Raw genomic sequence first — 26,777 nt, 5'->3', positions numbered from 1 at the left:
GCTCTTTCGGATTTCGGATTAACGTGCCGGCCGCGTCGCTCAGGCGGCGGCAAAGCCTACATGTGCGTCCATCTTGCCGGCGCGCGGCTCGACTGCGAATGAGCGGACGGTACAGCCGTACCGCATCGCGAGGCGATCGCTGGCGCGTTTGGCAAGCTCGCTTGCCCGCTCCAGCTTGTAGCCGAAACGCCCGTCCTCCATGCCGCAGGGCACGAGATCGCGGAAAATCAGCCGCTCCAGTTCGCCGGCGCGCAAATCGCGGAGCGCGTAATCGAGCGCGAGGATCAAATCCTCTTCCGCCTGCGATCCCCCCACGAAGTCTGAGACCACCACCTCGCCGCGGCCAGTCTTTTCAAGACGGACGAAGAAGAACGCATCGCCATCCGCGGTCACCTTCACGGAGAAGGCGTCGGCCGTGACGCTGAAGACAGAGGGCTCTGTATCTTCAACTTCTTTTGGTACAGCGAATAGGTGCGCCGCCATTGCCCCGGCCTTCCGCTCAAGTATTCGTTAAGGTTATGCGGGGCTTCGGCGGTGATTTCAACTCCATCTGCGAAGCGAGCGGTCTGCGACCTTACGCGAGCGGCGACTGCGGACGCGGCAGGCAACTCTTAGAAGCGATCTGAAACAAAGGGCAGTTCGTTGAAAAGGCGCACGGTCTCGTTCGGCCCTGGCGCTCGCGCTCGCCCCCTCGGAGGGAACCCGCAGAAGATCACAGGGTGTGACGAATTTCCCCGTGAACCCGATTTTTCTGTGGGGATCGCCGCAAATTTCGTTGCGGACCGCAAAAGAGGCGCGGGTCGCGCGGCTCAGCTCTGGGCCCGCTCCGGCCGCCGATTGAAGGGATCAAGGCCCGGCTGGCCGTCGAGCGACCGCAAAAGCGCGACGGTCTCGATGACCGTGCCGAGGTCGACACCCGGCAGAGCGACGACGAGGCTTTTCAGCCTCCGTGCCTCGGCCACCGTCCCTTTCCGGCCGGGCGCGGTCGGATCGGCGCTCTCGCCCCCCTCGGCGCCCATGTCTTTCGGCTTTGCGAGATCGCCCATCGCTTCGCTGCCCCCCGCCTTTTCCTTGGAGGCGGCGGCGTAAAATTAGCTTTAAGGGTAGGTGATGCAGCACGAGCCCAAACGTGCGGATGGCAAGGCGGCAACGATCCACGCCTTAACGCGCCAGACGGCTGGACAGCGGCGGCGACGTCTCCTATAAGGCCGATCGCTTCGGGCTGATCGCCCAAGCCGCCGGAGGCTCTTCGCCTCGCCGGCCATGCCCAGGTAGCTCAGTTGGTAGAGCAGCGGACTGAAAATCCGCGTGTCGGTGGTTCGAATCCGCCCCTGGGCACCATTCTCCCGAAGAACTTTCCGCGACTGTTCGCCTAGAGACGACCCTGGATGTCTGTAGCGTGAGCTGCACGAATCGCATGTCTGGCTGGCTGCCGGATCCGGTCCGCATCCGCGTTGAGACTGCGCAACCGCTCAAATTCGCGCTCTATGGTTCACTCTTCCGCACGGAGAAGCCAAGCAATACCCCCGCCCGCCGCGAAGCCACATACGGCTACTATTGCCATGTTAACCCAATGGCCGAATAGTAGGTTTAATTCTATAACGACCCCAATGACGATTATTATCAAGTAATACATAAAAAATTGCAGAAATTTACTCATTGCCGTCGCATCCAAATGACCTAGGCTGTGCAACTGTCGGATTGACTAAACCTCAACAAAACAACCCGGTCAAAACTGCAAAACGTCCCCGATGACACATCGGCCAGAGGCCTCGAACACAGGTGGATCTCGCGACGACCATGATCTTCGGCGAGACGCGTTTTGAGGAAAAGAAGCGCAGCCGCGTTGTCCGTCCAATGCCACCAGCCAGGCGTATCGGGGCGGCCCTGTCCGTCATCGCCATAGCCCTCTCCCAGGTAAGGCGCTCGAAACGTTTGGCCTGAAGCGCCGCGAGCGCGGTCTCCAGCGCCTTCTTCAAACGACCTTTGAACAGATAGATTTCGTCGTGAAATCCTCGGATTGCGATCCGATCGAGGCAAGCTGCAGAGAGCGCTCCGCCTCGGCACTCATAGCCCCCCCATTTCGCTCCTGAGCGCTTTTCGTATTCCTCCGACTTGAGCCGACGAGAAGCTCTGTGGGCGCTGCAAGCAGCGTCTCTATGCTCACCCCACCCGCTCAGGATCTTAACGCCGATCCGCAGCGACCGTTCAGCTTGATTGACACTCTGTCATCGGACCGTCATGAGACATTCGCAGTCCCATGATTCCCTCCCAAACATATCCTTCTGTTCCGCGCTGGCTCGGCTTCGGCGTCGCTTTGTCGGTGATCGGCATCGCAATCGGCTGGTTCGTCGAAACCCAGACGTCTCATGCCGCAGCCTGGTTTGCCGAAAACGGCCCTGTGGAATGGCCGCAAGCCGTTTTCGTGGCCCTCGCCGCGGCGCTCTTCCTCATCCGTGCCATGCGCTCGCCCGGGCCGATCGGCACGTGGTGCATCCCGATCGCCTATCTGCTCGCCTGCGCCATCGTTCGCGAAATGCCCGCCTGCGAAAGCCACACTTTTGATGGCGGCGCGTGCATCGAAAGATCGTGGAAGGCCGTCCTCTTCAGCGGCGGCGCCGCCGTCGCATTCATCGGCCTCTTCTGGCGGCGCGATGACATCGCGGAGATGATCAGGCCGCGCTGGTTCCTCGCCTTCTGGCCGCTCGGCATCGCTGCGCTCCTGCTGTTCATCGGCGAAGCCGGCGAGGACTTCCACCACGAAGGGGTGGAGGAAATGCTCGAATTCGCGGCCTATCTCTACGCGCTCTGCTTCGGCGTCTGGGTGCTCCGGTATACGCAATCGGCGAGTGTCCCTGCCCGCCCTGATCTCACGGGATTTCAAGCGGCCGAGACGCGGGGCGCTCCGCAATCACACCCACATCCGCAGGGATGAGCGCCCAAATGCGCTCGCGCCTCACCCGAGCGCTTTTTCATATTCCTCGGGCTTGAAGCCGACGAGAAGCCCTGTCGGCGCCTCCAGAACCGGGCGTTTGATCATCGAGGGCTGCTCCAGCATCAGCGCGATCGCCTTGTCGCGGTCGAGATCCGCCTTCTTCTCGTCCGGCAGCTTGCGAAACGTCGTGCCGGCGCGGTTCAGGAGCTTCTCCCAACCGGCCGCATCCGCCCAGCCCTGAAGCCGCGGCACGTCGATCCCCGCCGTCTTGTAATCGTGGAAGGTGTAATCCACCTGATGCTCGTCGAGCCAGGCGCGCGCCTTCTTCATCGTCGTGCAGTTCTTGATGCCGTAGATCGTGGTCAAAATCGTCCTCTCCACTTGCCTGCGCCTTTGATAGCGCATGCAGCAGGCAACGAAAGCCCTGACCCGAGGCCGCGACCAGGGCCCAGAGGCTCGAAGGACCAGGCCGAACCATTTTTCCGGCAGTATTTTGGAATAGCGCCCCCTCACGCGACGGTCGTCCCTCCTGCCGCAGCAGCTTCATTTGAAACGTTTGAATCTAGACCAAAACAGCCGAGATGCCGCCAAACTATTTATTCGCATACATTTTTCGCTGCCGTTCTTTTAAGAATATTATTATTTCTACTCTACTACTGCGCCTATAAGCCACAAGCATATATTCTGAAATCGCGTTAATATGAAAGCACGACGATACTCCAGAGAGCAATATGCAGAGGCCGCGGCATGAAACTCAGCGAACGCGAGATCTACGAGCTCGTGCGGGCCAAGGCGACGCTCGATCTTATCCTCGGCGGTCAGTTCATCGGTCGTAGCGACACCGTGGAAACGGCGGACGCTAAGCAGTGTCACGATTGCAGCAGCGACTGCATCAGTTCCTGCCAGGGGAGCTGTTCGGGTGACTGCGCCGATTCTTGCACGAGCAGCTGCTCGTCCGGCTGCGATACTACGGTCTCGAATGCGTGAGGCGGGCAATGCAATCAAATATCGAAATTTCCGAGGCCGAACTTGAAGAATTGCGTCAGGCGAGCCGAATGCTTGAACAGCTACTCGGCAGCAAGCTCGCGGAGCTTTCGGAGACGTCCTTAGAGGATAGGAAGGCGTGTGATGGCTGTAGCGGCTCCTGCAAGGGGTCTTGCGCCGGCGATTGCGCGGGAAGTTGCAAGGGCGGCTGCAAAGGGTCCTGCAACGCGATCTGCTCGACCGTGTGCACCATGCTCGGCTCGTGACGCCATGAAAGAAGCCGATCTCGACACGCGCACGCTCCAGCTCGTCACGACGGAGCGCTGCAATCTCAAATGCCGCTATTGCTTCGAGCAGGTGAAGCGCAACCGCGATATGCCGGTCGCGACGGCGCTGGCCAAGGTCGAAAAATATCTCACCCTCGATGATGGCTTCGACGGGCTCCTCATTGATTTCTTCGGCGGCGAGCCGCTTTTGCGCTTCGAGCTCATTCGCGAGGTCGTCGATTTCGTCCATTCCCGGCCCTGGCCGAAACGCCATCACTTCAATGTCGGCACCAACCTGACCCTGCTCGACGAGGACAAGAAGGCGTGGCTTGCGCATCATCGCGGCTGCCTCACCGTCAGCACCAGTCTCGACGGCACCAAGCGTGCGCATGATTTCAACCGCTGGGAATCCTACGACGACGTGGTGCGCCACGTCCCCTTCCTGCGCGAGAACTGGCCGGACCAGCCGGTGAAGATGACGATCGGGGCCGACATGATCGACGAGGTGGCGGCCGGAATTATCGAAATCCTCGAAATGGGACTCCTGGTGGAGGCCAATGTCGTCTTCGAAAACGTGTGGGGAGAGGGAGAGGAGCGGCGGACAAAGCTTGCGACCTTCTCCCACCAGCTCGACGAGCTCGTCGCCTATTTCACCCGCCATCCGGAGCTATCTCCGCCGCGCTTCGTCGATCTCGGCATCGCCGCGCTTCCGGGTCTCGCCGCCGGTGAAAACCGCAAATGGTGCGGCACTGGGCGCTACATGCTCGCTGTCGATGTCGACGGCGTCGAATATCCCTGCCATCGCTTCACGCCTTACGCCTCCAACCACGCGGCCGAGCGGCACGCGCGCGAAGGCTTCGGCGAGGCCGTCACCGATTGCAACGCCTGTCCCGTGGTCGCCGTCTGTCCGACCTGCCATGCCTACAATTGGGAGGTCACCGGCGACGAGGACAAGCGCGTCGGCTATCACTGCGACTTCATCCGCCTGCAGTTTCACGCCACCGCGCGGCTGCAATATAACCGCAACCGGGCGGCCATCCGGCAACTCGCCAACGGCGAGATCGACGAGGCGGCTGATCCTGCAGAACTCTCCGCCCTCGGCCGACTCATCAAGGGCATCGCTCTCGTCCAGGAAAAACTGCCGCTGCCAACGATCTGATCTGGCGGAGCGGACGTCCGCCAGATCAGGCGGAGCGCTTTGAGCCGCCCCGGCCCGGAACGGCTGTAAAAAAATCAGCGGAGAAAAGATCGTCCGCAAAGAGATCGTCCGCCGGAGGCGCCGGTTTCCTGGCACGCACGGGCTTGGCCGCCTGAGCGCCGTCACTCTTTGCCGCCTTGGGCTTCTCCAGCGCCCGTGCCGCCGCCTGCACCTCGCTCTCCCAGCCGAAGACGCTGCGCCCGCCATAGGCTGCCGAATGGCGCATTTCTTCGCCGGTATATTCGGCAAGCGTCGGGCCGTCCGCCACGGTTTCGAGCCGCCTTGCCTCGCGGTCGAGGCGTTTGATGGCGTCGAGCTTGTCGTCCTGGCCGAGCTTTGCCCGATCGACGGCCCGCCGCATGACGCGGATCGTCTCGTCATAGACTTTTGTGGGCACCGGAAAGGGATGCCGGTCCTTGCCGCCATGGGCGAGCGAGAAGCGGGCGGGATCGGTGAAGCGGCAGGGCGCGCCATGCACCACCTCCGCCACCATGGCGAGCGAGCGCACCGTGCGGGCGCCGACGCCCGGCGTCAGAAGCAGCTCGGAAAAATCCTGCGGCCCGCATTCGGCGGCGGCGGCGAGCGCCCCATGGAGCCGCCGGCTCACCACGTCTTTCGGGCGCACATCGTGGTGCGCGGGCATTATGAGATGCGGCAGAAGCGGCGCTTCTTCCTCGGCCGCCGCAGGCTCGGGCCTGCCATCGAGGGCGGCAAATTCGCGGACGATGCCGGTGACGCCGACATCGCGCAGAAGATCGATCTGGCGCTCGCGCGAGGCGGCCGCGCGGTGGTCGGCGAGATTGACGATTCTGCCCTGATTGCGGCCTTCGATCGCCGCATGCGGCGCATCGACGAAACTCGTCAGGTCTTCCGACAGCCAGTGATAGCGCCGGGCAAGTCGCGTCTCGCCGTTCATCCCCTGCTGGATCACCACCCATTTGCCGTCGTCGGTGACGATGAAACCGTGCAGATAGAGGTCGAACCCGTCCTGCAGCGCGGCGCTGTCGACCTTGGCGACGAGACGGCTCCCGCGCGAAAGCGCCGTCCCGTCGAAGCCGACACGCCCGCCGATCGCCACGAGTTCGTCGGGCGTCTTGCGCGAATGCCGGCCGCGCCCGCCGCAGACATGCAGCCCGAGCTCGCCCGAAAGCGGCGCGAGCCCCCGCTTCAAGGCGCCGATGACGGAGGTGGTGATGCCGGAAGAATGCCAGTCCATCCCCATGACGGCGCCGAAGGACTGAAACCAGAAGGGATGGGAAAGCCGGCGCAGAAACTCGTCGCGGCCGTAATGGTGGACGATCGCTTCCGTCATCACAGTGCCGAGCGCCGTCATCCTCTGCCCGAGCCAGGCCGGGACACGGCCATTGTGAAGCGGCAGATCGGCACTGCCGGCGCGTCGGACCATCAAAGGCTCCGTCAGGAACGAAAGAGGAACTTATCTAGCATGCGGGACGCGGCCTGCCTACCGCCTCATCCCGCAACCGGAACGCGGTCAGGCAATCAGCGCCGCCGCCTTGGCGCCGAGGGCTTTGAGCGCATCGGCGGGGGCAAGCTCCACCATGACGCCGCGCTGGCCGCCATTGATGATGACCTGTTCATGCGCCATCGCCGCCTCTTCGATCGCGGCCGGCACCTTGCGCTTCTGGCCGAAGGGGCTGATGCCGCCGACATGGAAGCCGGTCAGCCGCTCCGCCGCCTCCGGCTTCATCATCTCCGCATGCTTGCCGCCGAAGGCCGCCGCGACCTTCTTCATGCTGAGCTCGTGGTCGGAGGGAATGACGGTGCAGACGGGCTTGCCATCGACCTCCACCATCAGCGTCTTCAGGACGCGCTCAGGCGCTGCACCGATCGCCTCGGCCGCCTGCAGGCCGATGCGGGCCGCGTCGGGATGGTACTCGTAAAGATGCACGGCGAAAGCGACGCCCGCCCGCTTCAGAGCCAGCGTCGCCTGGGTGGTTTTGGACATGCGTCTTCTCTACCTCCTTCGTGCGGCCCGGCCAGCACCGCAAAGGCCCTACGAAGGGACGTGCCTGCAAGGCTTGCGGGAGGCGGCTGGCTGGTGGATAGGGCGTGGTCCGCGGCATCGTCAATCGTCCCGCGGGGCACACAGGCGATGCTTTCAGGCCCGTGCGGCGGGAGATTCCTGCCACGGCACAGATAACACAGAGGAAACCGGCATGAGCGGCAGGCTCACTTTGGAGGAATTGAGGGCCCTTGCTGCGGCCGGGGAGATCGATACGGTCTTGTCCGCGCAGATCGACATGCAGGGGCGCCTCATGGGCAAGCGCTTTCATGTCGATTTCTTCCTCGACCACGCATGGAAGGAGAGCCGCTCCTGCAGCTACCTGCAGGCGACCGATCTCGAAATGACCACCGTCGAGGGCTACCGGTCGGTGAACTGGGTGACCGGCTACGGCGATTACGTCATGAGGCCGGATCTCGCGACGCTGAGGCGGGTCCCCTGGCTCGAAGCGACGGCGCTCGTCATCTGCGACGTCCTCGATCCGCAAACCTTGGAGGAGGTGCCGCATTCGCCGCGCGCGCTTTTGAAGAAACAGCTGAAGCGTCTGGAAGCGATGGGCCTTCGCGCCATGACCGCCTCGGAGCTCGAATTCTTCATGTTCCGGGAGAGCTATGAAGAGGCGGAAGCGTCCGCCTTCCAGAAGCTCAACACCTTCAGCGCCTATAACGGCGACTACAACATCTTCCAGAGCTCCAAAGAGGAAGATGTCATGCGCGCCATCCGCAACGGGCTCGCCGGAACCGACGTGCCGGTGGAAGCGACCAAGGGCGAGGCGGATGCCGGCCAGGGCGAAATCAACGTCCGCTATTCAGACGCGCTGACGATGGCCGACCGCCACGCCATCATCAAGAACGCGGTCAAGGAGATCGCCTGGCAGAAGGGCCGTGCCATCACCTTCATGGCGAAATGGGACACCGACCATGCCGGCAATTCCTCTCATATCCATCAATCGCTGACGAGTTTGTCGGGCGAGCCGGTCTTCTTTGACCCGGATGGCGAACACGGCATGTCGAAGACGATGCGCGCCTATGTGGCGGGCCTCCTCGCCCATAGCCGCGAGATCACCTATTTCCTCGCGCCTTACGTCAATTCCTACAAGCGCTTCACGGCCGGCACGTTCGCGCCGACGCGGGTCTTGTGGTCGCTCGACAACCGCACGGCCGGCTACCGTCTGTGCGGCGAAAACGGCAAGGCGATCCGCATCGAATGCCGGATCGGCGGGGCAGATCTCAATCCTCACCTCGCCTTCGCGGCCCTGATCGCCGCCGGGATCGACGGCATCGAAAAGAACAGGCCGCTCGAAGAGGTGTTTCTGGGCGACGCCTACAGCGCCGACGACCGCGCGGACCGCGACGTTCCGAAGACGCTGCGCGAAGCGATCACCGCGCTCGAAGGGTCTTCGATGCTGCGCGAAGCTTTTGGCGAGGAGGTGATCGCGCATTACCTCCATTGCGCGCGCTGGGAGCAGCACGAGGCCGACCGCATCGTCACGGATTTCGACCGCCGCCGCGGTTTCGAGCGCGCCTGAGGGCGTGCCGGCCTTGCGGCGGCCGGCGCGTCATCCGCCCGCCGTCTCGGCCTTGCACAATTGCGCCTGAAGCCATTCCAACAGGTTCTGCGTCAGCGTCACCTGCCAGAAGCGGCCGGCGAGCGTCAGGCGGAGCCGGCTCTTGTCCGCCTCGACCAGCCCCGCCCGCTGCCATTGGGCGAAGAGGGGCGCGAGCACGACATCGCCTTCAAGCCCGGCGCGGCGTTCGAGCTGCGCCGACAGCCAGGCGACGTTGAGCCGCCCGAGCTCCATCTCGCTCTTGATCAGGCTGAAGAGGTCGTGGTTCTCCGGCTGCCGCGTCAGCCGGCCGACGACGCAATGGCCCGCGGAGATCGCCTCCTGATAGGCGCGCAGGTCATCGCCGATGCCATAGGAATAGCCGCCGAGAGAGCCGCCGGCCCCCGCGCCGAACGCGAGGCATTCCGCCCCCGATTTGACGGCGTGGTTGTAGATGTTGCGCTCGCGTTCGCCTTGCCGCCAATGCGTCGTGGAAATCGAATGCCAGCCCGCCCGTTCAAACACCTCACTCGCTTCGGCATAAAAGAGGCCGAATTCGGCGCGGTCCATCGGCGGGAACTTGCCTTTGTCGATCGCGGCCCGTAGCGGCGCATGCGGGATGAGCTTCAACGAATAGACATCCGCCCCATCGAGACCGATCGCGATTGCCGTCTCCACGTCGTTGCGAAAGGCCTCGAGCGTCTGGCCGGGCAGGCCGTAGATGAGATCGACGACGATCGCGCCGCCATCGGCCTTCACCAGCCGGTCGAGAAACGCGATCAGCTCTTCGCGTGAGGCACGCCGGCCGAGCGAGCGGCGAAGGCGCGTGTCGAAGGTCTGGACACCCAGCGAAACGCGGTTGGCGCCCGCATCGAAAATCGCCGCGATCTTGTCGTCATCGAAGCTGCGCGGCCGGCCCTCCACCGTGATCTCGCAATCGGGCGCGAGCGGCAGATATTGACGCACCGCCGTGATGAGCCGGGAAAGATCGGGCGCTGACAGCACCGTCGGCGTGCCGCCGCCGAAATAGACGGCGTCGAGCGCGCCTTCCGCCTGATAGGGCAGATCGGCATCGCGTTTCAGATGCGCGATCAGCGCGTCGACATAAGCGCGGCCGGCCTCCGGTCTCCAGGCGTTCTGATAGAAGCCGCAGAACAGGCAGTGGTTTTCGCAAAACGGTACGTGCAGATAGGCGACGCCGTTGCGGGCGCGCGGCCGGCGGGTGAGCTCCCGCCACGTCGCCTCCCGGCTCTCCTCCGGCACCATCTGCGCGCCGAAGGAGGGATGCACCACGCGCTTTGCACCAAAGGCGTTGCGCAGCGGTGTGCCGTCTTCGGCGGCGAAGAATTCCTGCATGCGCCGCGCGGCCGGCGCCGTGATCTGAACGCTCTCCATCTCTGCCCCCAATTCTCATCTTTGCGGCCGCTGAAAGCGGCTGCGGAAGGCCCGCGGGGATGAGCCTCACCGTCCCCGCGGGCCTCCTCTGTCCGGCGGCTGGCCGTCCGAGTCAGCCACCGAAACGCAATGTGGCGCCGAGCTTCACGCTCAAGCCGGGCTCGTAGACGACCGACGTCGTGGTCGCGTTGAGCGGATTGGCGTAGCGCACATCGAAAAGGTTCTCCGCGCGCAGGCTGGCGCGGAAATTCTCGTTCACGTCGTAGCGCGCAAAAGCGTTCACGAGCGTGTAATCCTTGGCGTATTCCGCCCCGTCCGGGGCGATGTTGTGCTCCACCTCGCCGCCGAAGCTGAGGCGCTGTTCGAGCAGGCGAAAGCCGAGCGAGCCGCCGAGCTGCGACGCCGGAATGGAGACGATATCCTCCTTGACCCCGTCCGCCTTGCGCCAGCCGTCGATGATGGAGGCCGTCAGGCCGCCGAAAATCCAGCCGGCATCGTAGGCGGCTTCGAGCTCGAAGCCGTGCAGCCGCGCCTCGGCGAAGTTCTGATACTGGAAGCAGATCGGCGCATAGGTCGGGCTGCCCAACAAATCCGGCCGCAGCGGACAGCCGCTCGTCGGATCGAAGGCCGACAGCGTCTGCCCGTCGATGAAATCGTCGACGTCGTTGTTGAAATAAGCCGCCTTCAAACGCAGCCGATCGTCGGCGACGAAGAGCGAATCGCGCTGGTAATTGACGCCGAATTCCCAGGTCTTGCCGGTCTCCGGACGCAGATCGGCATTGGGCAGGAAAGGAAAGGCGACGCCTGAGGGATGCAGGCCGCTGATCAGGGTCTCTGTCGTCGTCGGCGAGCGGTAGCCTTCCGCGTAGGTGCCGTAGACCTGCAGCCCGCCGAGGACCGGCCCTTCGAAGGGCGAGACGCCGACGGTCAGCCGCGGCGATAGCCGGTCGCCGTCGCTGTCGACATCCGTACCGTCGAGTTCATAGCTGTCGTAGCGCAGGGCGCCGATGACCTCGAACCAGTGCCAGGTGAGCTTGTCCTGGACATAGGCGCCCCACACCTTGCGATCGCCGGAGGGCGTATAGACATCGCTGCCGCCGAGCGGGCTCGATGTCGTCACCTCGTCTTTCAGCCAGTCGCCGCCATAGGTGAGCTCGTGCGTGAGCGCGCCGGTGTCGAAGCGCGACGTGTTCCACAGATCGATCCCATAGGTGTCGAGATCGTAGGTGGTCTTGGAGCCCGCCGGAACGTTGATCACCTCGCCCGTCACGGGATCGAACTGGCGCACATCCGTCAGATATTCCTGGTCGAGCTTCGCCTGGTTCCAGGAGCCGTTGATGTGGAGGTCGATCCAGGGATTGTCCGGATCGTCGAGCGCGTAGCGCGCCGTCAGCGTGTTCTGCGTCAGATCGAGATCGGAGGCGCCGGATCGTTCCTCCCAGCCGTCGTCGGTGCCGATCCAGCCGAGGCGCAGCTCGCTGTAATCGTTCGGACGGATGCTCGTCTTCAGCATGCCGCTCAAGACGTCGAAGCCGGTGCCCGACACCTCGTCGCCATGGCCGTCGTCATATTCGGAATAGTCGCGCCAGACGAGATTGCCGAGAACGTCGATATTGTCGTTGATGCGGGCGGCCCCCGTCCCGCTCATCGTCCAGCCATTGCCGTTCGTCTCGTACTGGCCGGTGAAGGAAATGGCGTATCGCTCCCATTCCTTCAGAAAATCGCGCGCATCCTTGGTCTCGAACATGACGACGCCACCGATGGCGCCGGAGCCATAGGTGTTGGCGACGGGGCCGCGGATGACATCGACCTGCTTCACCAGCATCGGGTCGATCCAAAAGGTGCTCTGCGTGCCGTGTCCTGAGCGCTGGAAATCCTGGCGCGCCCCATCGACGATGACGGCGACGCGGCCGAAATCCTGAAGACCGCGAATGTTGACGGAGGAGCTCAGGCGGCTCGAATCGGCCTGAACGGCAACACCCGGCACGCCCTGCAGCATTTCGAGCGGCGTCGTCGCCATCTTGCGATCGAGCTCTTCCTGGCCGAGCCGGCTCACCGATGCCATGGTCTCGATGGCGCTTTCGCCGGTGCGGCTGATGACGGTGATCTCGTCGAGCGTCGTCACCGTCGGATGCAACTCCTGCGCAGCCTCGGACGCGTCACGCTCTGCGACCGCCGCCTCCTGCGCAAAGCCCGGAGCGGACAGCGCCAGCGACGCGGCACTGGCCAGCAATGCGCCATGCCATTTCGGCCGATAACCCCAGCCGCGCCTTCCGCCCTCGTCCTCACGCCTGCCCCAGCCCATGCCCTACTCCTCTTGCGGTCGCTGACGCCCGCGTTAAAACCTGACTTTTCACGTCATATATGAGCTGCGTAGAAAGTCTGATTTTTTTTGTCAACATTCTTTGGCAAGGAAGTTAGGATGCCCCCCAACATCGAACCGACGACATCGAACGGATTGAGGACGGCCATGACGGACAGGACAGGGACCGGATCGGCAAGGTGCGGATCGCCAAGATACGGATCGCCAGGTCGGGACGCACGCGGGCTGAAGGCGGGACGCGTCAAAGCCCGCGCGCTTGCCATGGCGCTTCTCGGCTTCGCCCTCTTTGCCGCCCCGGCCGCAGCAGAGGAGACGGCGGGCGCACAGGCGCAGGCGACCTTCGCTCCCAACGCCTCGCTCGTCGCCATCGGCGGATCGATCACCGAGATCGTCTATGCGCTCGGCGAGGAGGACAGGCTCGTCGCCCGTGACACGACCAGCACCTATCCGGAGGCGGCCAAAGCCCTCCCCGATGTCGGCTATATGCGCCAGCTCGCCCCGGAGGGCGTCCTCTCCGTCAATCCGGGCGGCATCCTCGCCATCGAAGGCAGCGGCCCGCCCGACGCCGTGCACGTCTTGAAGGAATCCGGTGTGCCCTTCGTCACCATCGACGAGGGCTATGACCGCGACAGCGTGCTCGCCAAGATCCGTGAGGTGGGGAAAGCGCTCGGCGCCGAAGAACAGGCTCAGGCGCTTTCCGATGAGGTCGGCGGCGAGTTCGATGCGCTTGAAAAGGAGACTGCCGGCATTTCCTCACCCAAGCGCGTCCTGTTCCTCCTCTCCATGCAGGGCGGAAAGCTCCTCGCCGCCGGCACCGGCACGGCCGCCGATGCGATGATCCGGCTTTCCGGCGGCGAAAACGCCATCTCAGGCTACGAGGGCTACAAGGCGCTGTCCGAAGAGGCCGTCCTCGATGCGGCGCCGGATGCGGTCCTGATGATGGCGCAGGGTGCAAGCCACGGCATCGGCACCGATCAGGTCTTCGCCAATCCGGCCCTCGCCGCGACACCGGCGGGCGCGGCGAAAAACCTCATCCGCATGGACGGGCTTTATCTTCTCGGCTTCGGTCCGCGCGCGGCGTCCGCCGCCCGCAAGCTGCACCAGGCGCTCTACGGCGCGCCGGCCTCCAACTGAGGGCGCCCCCCCCCATGACGCTCGACATCCTTCTGCCGGCGGCGGCGAAGCGCCGGTCGCTGCCCGTCGGGGACCGCTCCTTCGTGGCGAGGGCGACGATCGTTCTTCTGGCGCTTCTTCTCCTCGCCACCTTCCTCTTCAGCCTGACGGCCGGCGCCTCCGACGTCTCCCCCCTGCCGCTCCTGCGCGATCTCGTCTTCGGCGGCGGCGAGGTCTCGGCGCGCGACCGGCTCATCATCGGCGATATCCGCCTGCCCCGCGCCGTGCTCGGCAGCCTCGTCGGCGCGTCGCTCGCCGTCTCCGGCGCCGTCATGCAGGGGCTTTTCCGCAATCCTCTCGCCGATCCGGGCCTCGTCGGGGTCTCTGCCGGGGCCGGTCTCGGAGCGATCATCATCATCGTTCTCGGCTCGGGCGCGCTCGCTCCGGTGATTGCGCCTCTCGGCATCTACGCGCTGCCGTTTGCGGCCTTCTTCGGCGGGCTCCTCACTACCTGGATCCTCTATCAGGTGGCGACGCGCCGCGGGCAGACCTCGATCGCCACCATGCTCCTGGCCGGTATCGCGCTCGGGGCGCTCGCCGGTGCCGTCTCCGGCATCCTCGTCTTTCTCGCCAATGACGCGCAGCTGCGCGACCTCACCTTCTGGGGGCTCGGCTCGCTTGCCGGCGCCAGCTGGGTCAAGATCGCCGCCGCCGGTCCGATCATCGTCGCGGCCCTTCTTGCCGCACCGTTTCTCGCCCGCTCGCTCAACGCCATGGCGCTCGGCGAGGCGGCGGCCCATCATCTCGGCATTCCCGTGCAGCGCATGAAACTCATCGCCATCGTCACGGTCTCGGCCGCAACCGGCGCCTCCGTCGCCGTCTCCGGCGGCATCGGCTTCGTCGGCATCGTCGTGCCGCATCTCCTGCGGCTTCTGATCGGCCCGGACAACCGCTACCTGCTGCCGGCCTCGGCGCTTCTCGGCGCCGTCATGCTGCTTCTCGCCGACGCGATCAGCCGCACCATCGTCGCCCCGGCCGAATTCCCGATCGGCATCGTCACCGCCGCGGTCGGCGCACCCTTCTTCCTGTGGATCCTGCTGCGCCGGCGCGGCGTGCTCGATCTGTGAGGGCGAAAATGATCGAAGTGGAGGAGCTCTGCGTCAGCCTCGGCCGGCGCCAGATCCTGAGCGATGTCGGCTTCACCGCCTCGGCCGGCGCCATGACCATCATCGTCGGACCGAACGGCTCGGGCAAGACGACGCTTTTGCGCGCCATCTCCGGGGAACTCGCCTCGACGGGAACGATCCGCATCAACGGCCGCGACAGCCGCGCCCTGAAACCCTTCGAGCTCGCCGCTCTCCGCGGCGTGCTGCCCCAGGCGACGGCCCTCTCCTTCCCGTTCACGGTGCGCGAGGTCGTGGGCCTCGGTCTCAACGGCGCCTCGGCCAGACTGCCACCCGAAGAGGTCAGGCGCCTGCCGGAGGAAGCCTTGCGGCGCGTCGATCTTGCAGGCTTTGCCGGGCGTTTCTATCAGGAGCTCTCGGGCGGCGAGCAGCAGCGCGTGCAGCTCGCCCGCGTCCTCTGCCAGGTCTGGGCGCCGGTCGCCGACGGTGAACCGCGCTGGCTCTTCCTCGACGAGCCCGTCTCCTCCCTCGATATCCGCCACCAGCTCGTGATCATGCGCCTTGCCGCCCAGTTCGCAGCCGCGGGCGGCGGCGTCCTCGCCGTTCTTCACGACCTCAACCTCACGGCCATGTTCGCCGACAAGGTGGTGATGATGCATGACGGGCGGGCGCGCGCCATCGGCTCACCCGCCGAGGTCATGACCGATGACCTTCTGGAAGACGTCTTCGAATGCCGGCTCGGCGTCGGCGTCGTTCCGCCCGGTCCTTTCGTGCTGCCGCAATCCGCGACCCGGTAACGCAGGGCGGCAAGGCTCCCGCAAGCGATTCCCGGCTAGAACTCCCGTTCAGCTCCGTTGAAGGCACGTGGTGCGCGCGCCTTTTAGATCCCGTTCATCGATTGTCCGTATGGAGCGAAAAAGAACATTGCGGGTTGAAACCTTCATGTCCGGACCATCCGTGAAGAGGACCATCGCCTTCGTGCTCCGTCATAAATTCCGCTTCATCGATTTCTCGATCGTCCTGATCGCCACGCTCGCGATGCTCTATGTCGGCATCGTCATCGACATCTTCGCGAACGCGGCGGGCGACACGCCGGCGGAGATGAGCGTCGAGCGCGACGAATTGATCGCCGTCTCGGTCATCTTCCTGCTCGGCCTCGTCTGGGCCGTGCGCCGCATGATCCGGGAGCGCCAGGAAGCCGCCCGGAAGGCCCGCACGGCGCGGGAAATCCAGCGCCTCGCCTTTCATGACGCGCTGACGGGATTGCCGAACCGTCGTCAGTTCGACGCCGCACTGAAAGAGGCCGCAGCCTCGCCGCCCGGAAGCGATGCGAGCCATGCCGTGATGATGCTCGATCTCAACAGCTTCAAGCGGGTGAACGACGTCTTCGGGCATGCAGCCGGCGACGAGGTCCTGATGCAGGTGGCGGCCCGGCTGCGCCGAGCAGTGCGCGGAAACGATCTCGTGGCGCGTCTCGGCGGCGACGAGTTCGCCGTGCTCGCCACGCATATTTCGGGTGCGGAAGCGGCGACCGGTCTTGCTCTGCGCATCATCGACGCGCTCACTCCGCCGATCCGCGCGGGCGGTGGCGAACACGCGGTCGGCACCGCAATCGGCATTTGCCTCACGCCCCAGGACGGCGACGTGCCAGCGGAGCTCTTGCGGAAAGCAGACATCGCGCTCTACCGCGCGAAGGGCCAGGGCCATTCGGCCATGCGCTTCTTCGAAGAGGAGATGGATCAGCATGTGCGCGAGCGCAGCCGCATCGAGGCCGCACTCCGCGAGGCCATCCAGACGCAGACGATCACGCCGAGCTATCAGCCGCTCGTCGATATGAAGACGGGCACCGTCAAAGGCTTCGAGGCCCTGGCGCGATGGGACGACCCGGAGCTCGGCAAGATCGGGCCGGATCGTTTCATCCCCGTCGCCGAAGACAGCGGCCTCATCACCGCCTTGACCGATCTCCTTCTCAGCAAGGCCTGCCACGACGCCGCCACCTGGCCCGGCAAGACCATGCTCTCCTTCAACGTCTCGCCGCTTCTCCTGCGCGATCCGAATTTCGGCATGAAGGTCATCGCGCTCCTCGGCCGCACCGGCTTTCCGGCCGAAAGGCTCGAACTGGAGATCACCGAGAGCGCCCTCGTGCGCGATCTCGCCGCGGCGCAGGCGACGCTCGGAACGCTCCGCCAGGCCGGCGTGCGCATCGCGCTCGACGATTTCGGTACCGGCTATTCGAGCCTTTATCACCTGCGCAATTTCAAGCTCGACAGCATCAAGATCGACCGCAGCTTCATCCATTCGATGGCGACGGACCCGGAAAGTGCCGCGATCGTCAAAGCCCTAGTCGGCCTCGGCGCAGGCCTCGGCCTGGAGGTGACGGCGGAGGGCGTGGAAACCGAAGAGCAGCGCCTTCTTCTCGCCGAGCAGGGCTGCAACCAGGCGCAGGGCTTCTTCTATTCCGAGGCGCTCGGAGCCCAGGAGGCTCTCAATCTCTTCGCCTCGATCGAGGCAGCGCGTCGCAGCGCCTGAAGCTCCGGATCGGCTCGCGGCGCGCCCGCCTGTCAAACACCGTTTCGTCGCCAACGCCGCAATGCCATAAGCGGCGGGACGAATCTTGAGGAGGTCGACATGGCAGAGCGAAAAGTCGCGATCATCACCGCCGGCGGCAGCGGCATGGGCGCCGCCGCGGCACGCAAGCTCGCAGAAGACGGTTTTTCCGTCGCGATCCTCTCCTCCTCCGGCAAGGGCGAAAAGCTCGCAGAGGAGCTTGGCGGCTTCGGCGTCACGGGCTCCAACCAATCGCCCAAAGATCTTGAGCGCCTCGTCGCCGGCACGATGGAGCGCTTCGGACGCATCGACGTCCTCGTCAACAGCGCCGGGCACGGACCGAAGGGGCCGATCCTCGACATCTCCGACGACGACTGGCACGCCGGCCTCGACGTCTATCTGATGAACGTCATCCGTCCGACGCGCCTCGTCACGCCGCACATGCTGAAATCTGGCGGCGGCACGATCATCAACATCTCGACCTACGCCGTCTTCGAGCCGGATCCTCTGTTTCCGACCTCCGGCGTCTTCCGGGCGGGGCTCGCCGCCTTCACCAAGCTCTTCTCCGACAAATATGCGGCCGACAATCTGCGCATGAACAACGTCCTGCCGGGCTTCATCGACAGCCTGCCGGAAAAGGAAGACCGCCGCGCGCGCATCCCGATGGGGCGTTACGGCCAGGCGGAGGAAGTCGCCGCGACGATCGCCTTCCTCGCCTCCGACGGCGCCGGCTACATCACCGGCCAGAACATCCGCATCGACGGCGGCATCACCCGTTCGGTGTGAGGTCCGGACGCGAACGCGCGGAGTGATTTCCGCCGTCGCGACTGTTATCCGCCTCCGGGACGGCAAGCGGGGCGAAACAGGCCTCCTTGCAGCTGCCGCGGCCGACGCAATCGACACAGGACGGCCGCCGCCGGAAGAGCTTTTTCTTCAGGAAGACGACGGCCAGAAGCACGATCGCTGCAACGGCGAGCCATTCGAAGCCCCCCGTCGCCGCCTCGCGGCTCAGATCGATCGCCGGCTGCGTTTCTGCGTTCATCGGCTCTCTCCCCTCATGACAAGGCGCCTCGCGGCGAATAGCCCGGTGGCGGCAGGACCCGGCCGAAGGGGCGCTTGAAGAGACCGACGAGGATCACCGCCGCGAAAGCCGTGAAGTAAGTGATCGTCAGCGTCTGCAGCCCCGACAGCGCGAACATGCCGCCGAGCGTGAAGACGGCGCTCGCGACGCTCAGGCCGAGAAAAGTCGGGAAGACGATCGAAAAGATCATCCAGCGATAGGATTGCGTCTGCACGCGCACCATGATCGTCGTGGCGAGACAGGGCGGATAGAGCGCGAAGAAGAGCATGAGCGCCACGGCGCCGAGCGCCGAATAGCCGGCGGCGCGCTGCTCCGTTCCCATGCGCTCTTCGAGCGTGTCGTTCTCGCCATCCGATGGCTGGAAAAGAACGCCGAGCGTCGCGACCGAGCTCTCGCGCGCCGCGAAAGACGAGAGCAGCGCCACGTTGATCTTCCAGTCGAAGCCCGCGAACTGCGTCACCGGTTCGAGGCTGCGCCCGACCTGGCCGAGGAGCGAATTGACGATCCGCTCTTCCTTCATCTCCCGCCTCAGCGTCTTGCGCGTCGTCGCAAGCGTCTTCAGCGCCCGCTCCGCCGCGCGCGCCTCTTTGTCGGAGGAGCGTTTCAGGAACGGGTAGAAGTCGGGATAACGGGTTTCGTAGCGCGCATCGACGGCCCTTGAGGCCTCCGCCCCCTGCGCCATCAGCTTCTCGGTGCGGTAATCTGTGTAGACGTTGACGAGGCCGGTGAGCGCCTCCTGATCGGGCACGGCGGCGAGATAAGGATTGCCCGCCATCTCGCCGTAGAACTCCGCGATCGCAACCTCGGCCCGCCCCTCATAGACGGCTTCCTGGTCGGCACTGAGGCCCGGAAACTGCAACAGCACATAGACGACGACGGAAACGGCGACGACGACGGTGCCGACCTTCTTGATGTAGAGCCAGGTGCGGTCGATCGAGCGGCGCAGAACGCCGGTCAGCGTCGGCAGATGGTAATGCGGCAGCTCCATCACGAAAGGCGCCGTCTCCTTGTGGCGCAGCACGGAGACGGAGAGGAGCTTGGCAACGAGCAGGGCGGCAAAGATGGTGATCGTCGACAGATAGAAGAGGACGAGCCCCTTCGCCTCGACGAAGTAGATGTTGATGAGAAGCGTATAGAGCGGGATCTTCGCCAGGCAGTTCATGAACGGCACGGTGAGGATCGTCGCAAGCCGCGCCCGTTCGTCCGGAATGCCCTTCGTCGCCATCACGCCCGGTACGGCGCAGCCGCCGGCAAAGACACCCGCCAGAATGAAGGGCAGCGTCGATTGCCCGTGCAGGCCGAAGCGGTGCAGGATCCGGTCGAGAATGAAGGCGATCCGCGCCATGTAGCCCGAATCCTCCAAAATCGCGATCAGCGCGAAGAGGATCAGGAAGATCGGCACGTAGTTCAAAAGCGTGTTCGCGGAATCGACCATCCACAGACCGAGCGAGCGGATCTGCGGGTCGTAGAGAAACCCCGCCTCCGGCAGCCATTGCGCCGCGAAATTGCGCAGGGAGGCGAGAAACGGCCAGGTCACCTTGGTGAGCTCGTAGCCCTGGACGATGGAGATCTCGTAGATCCCCCAGACGACCAGAACGAGGAAGATCGGCGCCAGAATCCGGTGCAGAAGCAGCCGATCGACACGCTCCGACGCGGAGACCGCACCCTTGCGGCTCTCCCTCACAGAGGCGGTGACGATCTCGCCTGCAAAGCGGTCGCGGATGGCCGCGACATGGTCGCCGGTCGAGAGATCATGCGCCGTCTCGAAATTCTTGCGCGCCTCGGCGACGTCCTCCAGGAACACGGCCTGACGCGGATCTTCGCGCACGAGCCGGACCGCCTCGGCATCCCCTTCGACGAGTTTGACGGCGAGCCCCTGCACGGCGGCGCCGGCATCGAGGCCGGAGGAATCGGCGAGCCGCTCCTCCACCCAACTGATCGTCTCTTCGAGCGCGCCATAATCGAGCCGCGCATCGGAAATCGCGGGAGAGGTGTCCGGCTCGTCGGCGATGCGGCGGATCGCGGCGCGCAGCTCCTCGCGGCCGACGCCCTTGCGCCCGATCGAGGCCACGACCGGCACCTTCAGCTTCCGCGCCAGCGCATTCAAATCGATCTTGAGGCCGCGCCGCTCGGCGACATCCATCATGTTGACGACGACGATGAGCGGATGGCCGAGCTCGATGAGCTGCGCCGTCAGATAAAGCCCACGGCGCAGATTGGAGGCGTCGAGCACGTTGACCACGACGTCGGGCCGCTCCTCGTAGAGAAAGCGGCGCACGACGCGCTCTTCCAGAGAAAACGACGTCAGGCTGTAGGTGCCGGGAAGGTCCACCACCTCCACCCGCCGGCCGTGGTCGAGATAAAAGCCGCTCTTCTTGTCGACGGTGACGCCCGGATAATTGGCAATGTGCTGCGCCACACCCGTCAGCGCATTGAAGAGCGTCGATTTGCCGGCATTCTGCTGTCCGGCGAGCGCCACGCGCAGGCGCCGCCCCGTGCCCCCCTCAGGGGCGGACGATTTCTCAGTCACGTTCCACCTCGATCGTCGCCGCTTCGGCGCGACGTACCGTCAAGACCGCATTGCCGACGCGGATCGCGATCGGATCGTTCAAGGGCGCGGCCCTGATCACCGTCACCTCGGCGCCATTGACGAGGCCGAGGTCGAGAAGCCGCTGGCGGATGGCGCCACAGCCTTTCAGCCGGGCGACCCGGCAATGGGTTCCGGGCATGAGATCGTTGAGCGAGCAAAAGCCGTCCCGGCCGCATGGCGCCTCGTCTCGGGGCATCCCGCCCTGGCCTGCCCCCTGGCCCAATCCTGGGCCCACCCCCTGGCCCAATCCGGAGCAATGTCGGCGCTGGCGTCGGCGCAGTCGGCGCATCCCGAAGAACTGGCCTTTCATATCGATCCTCGACCCGTTTTCCCTCAGAACCGTCCTCCCCGCCGGCAAAGCGGCGGGGAGGCTCTCATTTTCAGTTGAGGTCGTAGGCGCGCACCCAGATGACCGCGTCCTGGCTCAATTCCTTGCCCTCATGCTCGGTGACGGGGCCGGAACCGAGCGCCGCAAAGCCCCAGAAGCCCGCCTTCGGAACGCCGAAGGTGAACTCGCCATCGGCATCGGTCACCGCGACAAGTGCGCCGCCCGGCATCGGCGAGGCGGTCGGATCGCCCGGCCTGTCCGCATCGATATCGGGCTCCGCCGCCATGTACTCGATCTCGATCTCCCCGCCCGGCACCGGCTTTCCATCGGAAAGAAGCACGCCGGAGAAGGTCGAACCGGCGACGATGTTGGTCGGCTTGTTCAGGGGCACGATCTCGGTCGGCAGACCGACGGGTTCGTTCCAGCCGGTCGGAATGCCGCCCTTGTTGACGAAGGATTTCGTCAGCTGCTGGATGTAGATGTCTTCGCTCTGCTCGTAATAGGGCGCCGGCACCAGGGCGAAGATGTAATCTCCGTTGCGCTTCACCGGCACAGTCGCCTCGAAGGCCTTCGCCTCGTTCTCGGCGCCGTGGAAGGTGATCGGCTCAAGCGTCGGAGCGAGGTCCTGCCTCTCGCCCTTGAAGACTACGAAAAACTCCTCCGGCTCGCCCATATCCATGGCATGGCCGTTTTCCATCGGATGCCAGAAGATCATCTTGAGCGGCAGATCTCCGGGCTTTTCCAGGTTCACCTCGGGTGTATAGACGAGCTGGAAATGCGCCAGCGCCGGGCTCGCCAAAAAAGCCGCAGAGGCGGCAAGAGCGAATAAGATCGCCTTCATCGTCATTCTCCGCATTGCTTCGCTATTCGACGATCTCGTCGCCCGGGACTTCGATCTGGTGGCCCTCGCCGCCGTCGAAGAGGACGGAATAGGTGCCGTCCGGCTTGTCGAACTCGAACTCCGAGTTCTCGTCCATCTTGCCCTCGGCAACGGTTTCCCCGTCGCCATTCTTGACCTTGATCGGCACGTTGGAGGCCGAGGAGCCATCGGAGAAACCACCCTCGCAGAGGACGGTCCCGTCACCATTGTCGTAGCAGGAGAAAAGCGGCGTATGCGCCAGAGCCGGCGTGACACTGAAACCGATCGCCGCGGCGATAAAGGCTCCGATTCTCATCTCGTGGCGAACCTTCACGATCGCGTCCTTTCCGAAAGGGCTTTGCAACGATGGCGGCTGGCTGACGATGCGCATGCGCAGGTCGGCTCGGCCGCCCGACCTCATCCTGACTTTTATTCTCATATTATGATCTGAGAGGCCCTCCAATGCGACGGAGGGCTAATGCGCGCTTTCGCCACGCATTTGCAGAAGCGTTCAAAACTGGGAGTGAGGGCCGCCCGCTCAGGCGGTTTCGCGCGCCGCCTCGGCGGGTGTCTCGGAGATCGGGAAAAAGCAGGCTGCCGCCTGTGTCGGCGAGGGCCGGTCGACATCGAGCGTCGGCAAGACCTCGCGGCATTTCGCCTGTGCATGGGGACAGCGGGGCGCGAAGGCACAGCCCGGCGGCGGGTTCAGAGGATCGGGCAGCTCGGCAAGCTCCACCTCGCGGCGGATGCGCCTTTGCCCCGGCACCGGCGCGGCATCGAAGAGGAGCTTCGTATAGGGATGGCGCGGGCGCCGGAAGAGTTCGCGGGTTTCGGCGATCTCCACGATGCGGCCGAAATACATGACCGCCACCCGGTCCGAGACATTGCCGACGACGGAGAGGTCGTGGCTGATGAAGACATAGGTGAGGCCGAGCCGCCCCTTCAGATCCTCCAGAAGATTGAGCACCTGCGCCTGCACCGACACATCGAGGGCGGACACCGGCTCGTCGAGCACGATGATCTCCGCTTCTGCCGCGAGCGCGCGGGCGATGCCGATCCTCTGCGCCTGGCCGCCGGAGAATTCGTGCGGATAACGGTCGAGGAAATCGGAGGAGAGTTTGACCGCCTCCATCAGCTCGTCCATCCGCGCCTTGCGCCTCTCCTTCTTCATGCCGAGAAGATGGATCATCGGCGCCTCCAGAATGGCGCGGATGGTCTTGCGCGGATTGAGAGCGGCCACCGGATCCTGGAAGAGATACTGGATCTTGCGCGCCGTCTCCAAAGAGCTGGTGAGCGGCGTGCCTTTGAGCGTGATCTCGCCTTCCGACGGCCGGTCGAGGCCAACGAGCATGCGCGCGAGCGTCGACTTCCCGCAGCCCGATTCGCCCACAATTCCGAGCGTCTCGCCCTCCTTCACGGCAAGATCGACGCCCTGAACTGCATGCACGCGCGGGCGTGCCGCGCCGAACAGGGTGCGGCCGCCGCCGAAGAAGCGTTTGACGCCCGTCATTTCCAAAAGCGCGCTCATTGCCCCGCCTCCGCATGGGCGTCCACATGGGCGTCCGCAGGGGCATCCGCGTCTTCGACGAGCGGATAGAGGCAGCGCGCCATCCGCCCCGGCGCCACCTCGCCGAGCGGGATGTCGCCGGCCCGGCAATCGGGCTGCGCCCGCGGGCAGCGGGGTGCGAAGGCGCAGCCTTCGGGCAGCCGGTTGAGCGGCGGCGGCAGGCCTTCGATCGCATCGAGCCGCCTGTCGGGATCGTCGAGAAGCGGCACGCAGTCGATGAGTTTGCGCGTATAGGGATGCGCCGGCGCGTCGAGCACCTCCTCGGTCCGCCCCATCTCCACGATGCGCCCGGCATACATCACCGCCACCCTCTCGCAGATCTCCGACACGACACCGAAATCATGGGTGATGAAGAGGACGGCGGTGTGCTTCTCGTGGCGCAGATCGTCGAGCAGCTTCAGGACCTGCGCCTGGACGGTGACATCGAGCGCCGTCGTCGGCTCGTCGGCAATCAAAACCTCCGGCTCGTTGACGAGGGCGATCGCGATCGCCACACGCTGGCGCATGCCGCCCGAAAGCTCGTGCGGATAGCTTTTCGCCCGCTCTTTCGGGTTCGGGATCTGCACGGCGGCGAGAAGGTCGACCGCCTTCGCCCAGGCCTCGGCGCGGCTCAAAGGCTGATGCGCGCGCACCGCCTCGGCGATCTGGTCGCCGACGGTGAAAAGCGGATGCAGGCTCGACAGCGGATCCTGAAAAATCATCGAGATCTCGCCGCCGCGCAGGCGTCGGAGCTCGCCGTCGCGCATTTCGAGCACGTCGCGTCCCTCGCGCATCACCCGTCCGCCGACGATGGCGCCCGGCGGCGAGGGCACGAGGCTTGCGATCGACAGCGCCGTCACCGATTTGCCGGAGCCGGATTCGCCGACGAGCCCCAGGCACTCCTCCTTGCCGAGCCTCAGATCGACCCCGCCGACGGCACGAAAGACATCGCGCCCGATCGAAAACTCGGTCTGAAGCCCGACGACATCGAGCGCGCCGTCCTGCTCCGCCGGCATCTCCGGCACGTTGCGCCGCTTCACCTGCGTGCGCGCCGAGGGATGAGCGAGCGCGCCGGAGCGCAGGCGCGGATCGAGCACGTCGCGGATGCCGTCGCCCAGAAGATTGATGCTCATCACAATGATGAAGATCATCACGCCCGGAATGATCGACACGTAAGGCGCGGTGAAGAGGAGCTTCCTTCCCTCGCCCAGCATCGAACCGAGATCGGCCTGCGGCGGCTGCGCTCCGAGCCCCAGAAAGGAGAGCCCAGCGGTCTCCAGGATCATCCAGCCGACGGTGGTCGAGAGCGCGATGACGATCGTCGGCAGGACGTTCGGGAAAATCTCCGTCGCAACGAGCCGGATCGGTCCCTTGCCGGAGAGCTTCGCCGCCTCGACGAAATCGCGGCGCGCGAGCCCCAGCGTGATGCCGCGAATGTTGCGGGCGAAGAAGGGGATGTTGACGACGGCGATCGCATAAAGCGCGTTCAACAGCCCCGGCCCCAGAACCGCGACGATGGCGAGCGCCAGGAGAATGTACGGAAACGCCATCAGCATATCGATGCCGCGCATCATCAGATGGTCGGTGCGCCCGCCCGCATAGCCGGCGACAAGCCCGATGAGCGAGCCGAAGAAAGCGGCGATCAGCGAGGCGGAGATGCCGACGGCCAGCGAGATCCGCGTCCCCCAGACGAGGCGCGAAAGAATATCGCGGCCGAGATGGTCGGTGCCGAGAAGATGGCCCTCTGCGAGCGGCCGTTGCAGCCGTTCGGCCGGCGCCGTCGCGTCGGGCGGGGCAAGCGGCAGAAGCGGAGCCGCCAGCGCCACCACGATAACGAGGCTGAGAAGAACGAGACCCAGAGCCGCCAGCCGGTTGTTGGCGAGAAGCCGCCAGGAGGCGGGCCTGGACGAGCGTGCGGCTGCCGCCGGCGCGGCCTCTTCGCCGGTCTCTTCCGCCACGCTCATGGCTTCAGCCTCGGATCGAGCATCGCCTGCACGACGTCGGCGGCGAGATTGAAGAGCACGTAGCTCGCCGCCACCACGAACACCCCGCCCTGAACGAGGAGCACGTCGCGGGTCGAAATCGCCTTCACCAGCATGTCGCCGATCCCCGGCCACTGGAACACCGTCTCGATGTAGACGGCGCCGCCGAGCACGAAGCCCGCCTGAATGCCGATCACCGGAATGACGGAGACGAGCGCCGCCTTGAAGGCGTGACGATAGATCACCCGCCGCTCCGACAAGCCCTTGGCGCGGGCGGTGCGGATATAATCCTGGCGCAGAACTTCCAGCATCGAGGCGCGCGTCATGCGCGCGATGACGCCCGTCGCCACGACCGCAAGCGTCGTCGCCGGCAGGATCAGATGCTTGGCGAGATCGAGCGGCCCGCCGCCGCCATAGATCGCCTCCATGCCGCTCGCCGGCAGCCAGCGGAGATCGACGGCGAAGACGAGAATGAGGAGAAGCCCGAGCCAGAAGGAGGGAATGGAAATGCCGATCAGCACCAGAAAGGTGATGATGCGGTCGGTCCAGCCGAACTGGCGCACGGCCGAAACGATGCCGGCGAGAAGGCCGAAGATCGAGCACAGAACGAGCGAGGTCCCGGCCAGAATCAGCGTGGCGCGAAAGCGCTCCAGCACCTCGTCGATGACCGGCCGGTTGAGCGAATAGGAGCGGCCAAAATCGCCCTGCAGCACATTGCCGATCCAGACGAGATACTGCTCCGGCAGCGAACGATCGAGGCCGAGCTGACGGTTCAATCGCTCGACATTCTCAGGCGTCGCATAGGAGCCCAGAATCGCCGTCGCCGGATCGCCCGGGATCGCCGCGATGATCAGAAAGACGATGATCGACAGTCCGAAGAGGACGGGAATGGCGGCCAGAAGCCGCCGGCCGATATAGGCAGTCATCGCCGCCCTTC

The 26,777-nt window shown here is 64.9% G+C and carries 25 protein-coding genes and 1 tRNA gene; 11 read left to right on the top strand and 15 right to left on the bottom strand.

Features of this window, described 5'->3' with window-relative positions:
* Positions 1-39 precede the first annotated feature (39 nt).
* Positions 40-483: a hypothetical protein gene (locus EO094_RS10145; RefSeq protein ID WP_128292188.1), complete on the bottom strand. Its 444-nt coding sequence runs from the start codon at positions 481-483 to the stop codon at positions 40-42.
* Positions 484-809: 326 nt separating this feature from the next.
* The gene (locus EO094_RS10140; protein WP_128292187.1) at positions 810-1,046 is read right to left on the bottom strand and encodes a hypothetical protein; all 237 of its coding nucleotides are present in this window, start codon (positions 1,044-1,046) and stop codon (positions 810-812) included.
* Between the two features lie 219 nt (positions 1,047-1,265).
* Here EO094_RS10140 and EO094_RS10135 point away from each other — a divergent pair.
* A tRNA-Phe gene (locus EO094_RS10135) sits at positions 1,266-1,341 on the top strand.
* Positions 1,342-2,260: 919 nt separating this feature from the next.
* Positions 2,261-2,935, top strand: a complete 675-nt coding sequence (locus EO094_RS10130; RefSeq protein WP_128292186.1) for a hypothetical protein — start codon at positions 2,261-2,263, stop codon at positions 2,933-2,935.
* Positions 2,936-2,956: 21 nt separating this feature from the next.
* Here EO094_RS10130 and EO094_RS10125 read toward each other — a convergent pair whose 3' ends face one another.
* Positions 2,957-3,304, bottom strand: coding sequence for an ArsC family reductase (locus EO094_RS10125; RefSeq protein ID WP_128293276.1), 348 nt, complete (start codon positions 3,302-3,304; stop codon positions 2,957-2,959).
* 378 nt (positions 3,305-3,682) lie between these two features.
* Here EO094_RS10125 and EO094_RS10120 point away from each other — a divergent pair, with 378 nt between their 5' ends.
* From EO094_RS10120 to EO094_RS10110, 3 genes are read left to right on the top strand one after another with little or no spacing between them, the layout of a single operon-like run.
* Entirely contained in the window at positions 3,683-3,922 is a 240-nt protein-coding gene (locus tag EO094_RS10120; protein WP_128292185.1) for a hypothetical protein, read from the top strand.
* An 8-nt stretch (positions 3,923-3,930) separates the two neighbouring features.
* Complete coding sequence (locus EO094_RS18960; protein ID WP_128292184.1) at positions 3,931-4,185, top strand: hypothetical protein; 255 nt, start codon at positions 3,931-3,933, stop codon at positions 4,183-4,185.
* Between the two features lie 4 nt (positions 4,186-4,189).
* Positions 4,190-5,344: a radical SAM protein gene (locus EO094_RS10110; protein ID WP_164879620.1), complete on the top strand. Its 1,155-nt coding sequence runs from the start codon at positions 4,190-4,192 to the stop codon at positions 5,342-5,344.
* Positions 5,345-5,369: 25 nt separating this feature from the next.
* On the opposite strand, the gene EO094_RS10105 is transcribed toward EO094_RS10110, so the two are convergent.
* Complete coding sequence (locus EO094_RS10105; RefSeq protein WP_128292182.1) at positions 5,370-6,788, bottom strand: DUF763 domain-containing protein; 1,419 nt, start codon at positions 6,786-6,788, stop codon at positions 5,370-5,372.
* A gap of 87 nt (positions 6,789-6,875) precedes the next feature.
* Positions 6,876-7,349, bottom strand: coding sequence for a Cys-tRNA(Pro) deacylase (ybaK, locus tag EO094_RS10100; RefSeq protein WP_128292181.1), 474 nt, complete (start codon positions 7,347-7,349; stop codon positions 6,876-6,878).
* Between the two features lie 211 nt (positions 7,350-7,560).
* Between ybaK and EO094_RS10095 the strand changes: the two genes are divergently transcribed.
* A complete protein-coding gene (locus EO094_RS10095) occupies positions 7,561-8,934 on the top strand; it encodes a glutamine synthetase family protein (RefSeq protein WP_128292180.1) in 1,374 nt (457 codons plus the stop codon).
* Between the two features lie 30 nt (positions 8,935-8,964).
* Here the strand turns inward: EO094_RS10095 and hutW are convergent, their stop codons facing one another.
* Positions 8,965-10,347, bottom strand: coding sequence for a heme anaerobic degradation radical SAM methyltransferase ChuW/HutW (gene hutW, locus EO094_RS10090; RefSeq protein ID WP_128292179.1), 1,383 nt, complete (start codon positions 10,345-10,347; stop codon positions 8,965-8,967).
* A gap of 112 nt (positions 10,348-10,459) precedes the next feature.
* Positions 10,460-12,652, bottom strand: a complete 2,193-nt coding sequence (locus EO094_RS10085; RefSeq protein ID WP_128292178.1) for a TonB-dependent hemoglobin/transferrin/lactoferrin family receptor — start codon at positions 12,650-12,652, stop codon at positions 10,460-10,462.
* Between the two features lie 279 nt (positions 12,653-12,931).
* Between EO094_RS10085 and EO094_RS10080 the strand changes: the two genes are divergently transcribed.
* The 5 genes from EO094_RS10080 to EO094_RS10060 all read left to right on the top strand — a co-directional run bounded on the left by EO094_RS10080 (position 12,932) and on the right by EO094_RS10060 (position 18,240).
* Positions 12,932-13,804: a heme/hemin ABC transporter substrate-binding protein gene (locus EO094_RS10080; protein ID WP_128293273.1), complete on the top strand. Its 873-nt coding sequence runs from the start codon at positions 12,932-12,934 to the stop codon at positions 13,802-13,804.
* A gap of 14 nt (positions 13,805-13,818) precedes the next feature.
* The gene (locus tag EO094_RS10075) at positions 13,819-14,910 is read left to right on the top strand and encodes a FecCD family ABC transporter permease (RefSeq protein WP_128292177.1); all 1,092 of its coding nucleotides are present in this window, start codon (positions 13,819-13,821) and stop codon (positions 14,908-14,910) included.
* An 8-nt stretch (positions 14,911-14,918) separates the two neighbouring features.
* The gene (locus EO094_RS10070; protein WP_128292176.1) at positions 14,919-15,704 is read left to right on the top strand and encodes a heme ABC transporter ATP-binding protein; all 786 of its coding nucleotides are present in this window, start codon (positions 14,919-14,921) and stop codon (positions 15,702-15,704) included.
* A 145-nt stretch (positions 15,705-15,849) separates the two neighbouring features.
* The gene (locus EO094_RS10065; RefSeq protein ID WP_164879619.1) at positions 15,850-17,436 is read left to right on the top strand and encodes a putative bifunctional diguanylate cyclase/phosphodiesterase; all 1,587 of its coding nucleotides are present in this window, start codon (positions 15,850-15,852) and stop codon (positions 17,434-17,436) included.
* Between the two features lie 99 nt (positions 17,437-17,535).
* A complete protein-coding gene (locus tag EO094_RS10060) occupies positions 17,536-18,240 on the top strand; it encodes an SDR family oxidoreductase (protein ID WP_128292174.1) in 705 nt (234 codons plus the stop codon).
* On the opposite strand, the gene EO094_RS10055 is transcribed toward EO094_RS10060, so the two are convergent.
* The 8 genes from EO094_RS10055 to EO094_RS10020 form a co-directional block, all read right to left on the bottom strand.
* Complete coding sequence (locus EO094_RS10055; protein WP_128292173.1) at positions 18,224-18,496, bottom strand: hypothetical protein; 273 nt, start codon at positions 18,494-18,496, stop codon at positions 18,224-18,226. The genes EO094_RS10060 and EO094_RS10055 overlap by 17 nt on opposite strands.
* A 13-nt stretch (positions 18,497-18,509) precedes the next feature.
* Complete coding sequence (feoB, locus tag EO094_RS10050) at positions 18,510-21,065, bottom strand: ferrous iron transport protein B (protein WP_128292172.1); 2,556 nt, start codon at positions 21,063-21,065, stop codon at positions 18,510-18,512.
* Positions 21,058-21,264 carry a FeoA family protein gene (locus EO094_RS10045; RefSeq protein ID WP_205649886.1) on the bottom strand — a complete coding sequence of 69 codons (207 nt, stop codon included), beginning with the start codon at positions 21,262-21,264 and terminating at the stop codon, positions 21,058-21,060. The genes feoB and EO094_RS10045 overlap by 8 nt, the downstream gene beginning before the upstream one ends.
* A 241-nt stretch (positions 21,265-21,505) precedes the next feature.
* Entirely contained in the window at positions 21,506-22,294 is a 789-nt protein-coding gene (locus EO094_RS10040) for a DUF4198 domain-containing protein (RefSeq protein WP_128292170.1), read from the bottom strand.
* A 22-nt stretch (positions 22,295-22,316) separates the two neighbouring features.
* Positions 22,317-22,628 (bottom strand): hypothetical protein, encoded by a 312-nt coding sequence (locus EO094_RS10035; protein WP_128292169.1) that lies wholly within the window; start codon positions 22,626-22,628, stop codon positions 22,317-22,319.
* Between the two features lie 222 nt (positions 22,629-22,850).
* On the bottom strand, positions 22,851-23,840 hold the full coding sequence (locus EO094_RS10030; RefSeq protein WP_128292168.1) for an ABC transporter ATP-binding protein: 990 nt from the start codon (positions 23,838-23,840) through the stop codon (positions 22,851-22,853).
* Positions 23,837-25,822 carry a dipeptide/oligopeptide/nickel ABC transporter permease/ATP-binding protein gene (locus EO094_RS10025; RefSeq protein ID WP_128292167.1) on the bottom strand — a complete coding sequence of 662 codons (1,986 nt, stop codon included), beginning with the start codon at positions 25,820-25,822 and terminating at the stop codon, positions 23,837-23,839. Before EO094_RS10025 ends, EO094_RS10030 begins: the two co-directional genes overlap by 4 nt.
* Positions 25,819-26,766, bottom strand: a complete 948-nt coding sequence (locus EO094_RS10020; protein WP_128292166.1) for an ABC transporter permease — start codon at positions 26,764-26,766, stop codon at positions 25,819-25,821. Before EO094_RS10020 ends, EO094_RS10025 begins: the two co-directional genes overlap by 4 nt.
* Between the last annotated feature and the right edge of the window lie 11 nt (positions 26,767-26,777).

Source organism: Afifella aestuarii (assembly GCF_004023665.1).
GTDB classification, from domain to species: domain Bacteria; phylum Pseudomonadota; class Alphaproteobacteria; order Rhizobiales; family Afifellaceae; genus Afifella; species Afifella aestuarii.
Note: the sequence above shows the minus strand (reverse complement) of the source record. Positions and strands in the feature narration are given on the sequence as shown.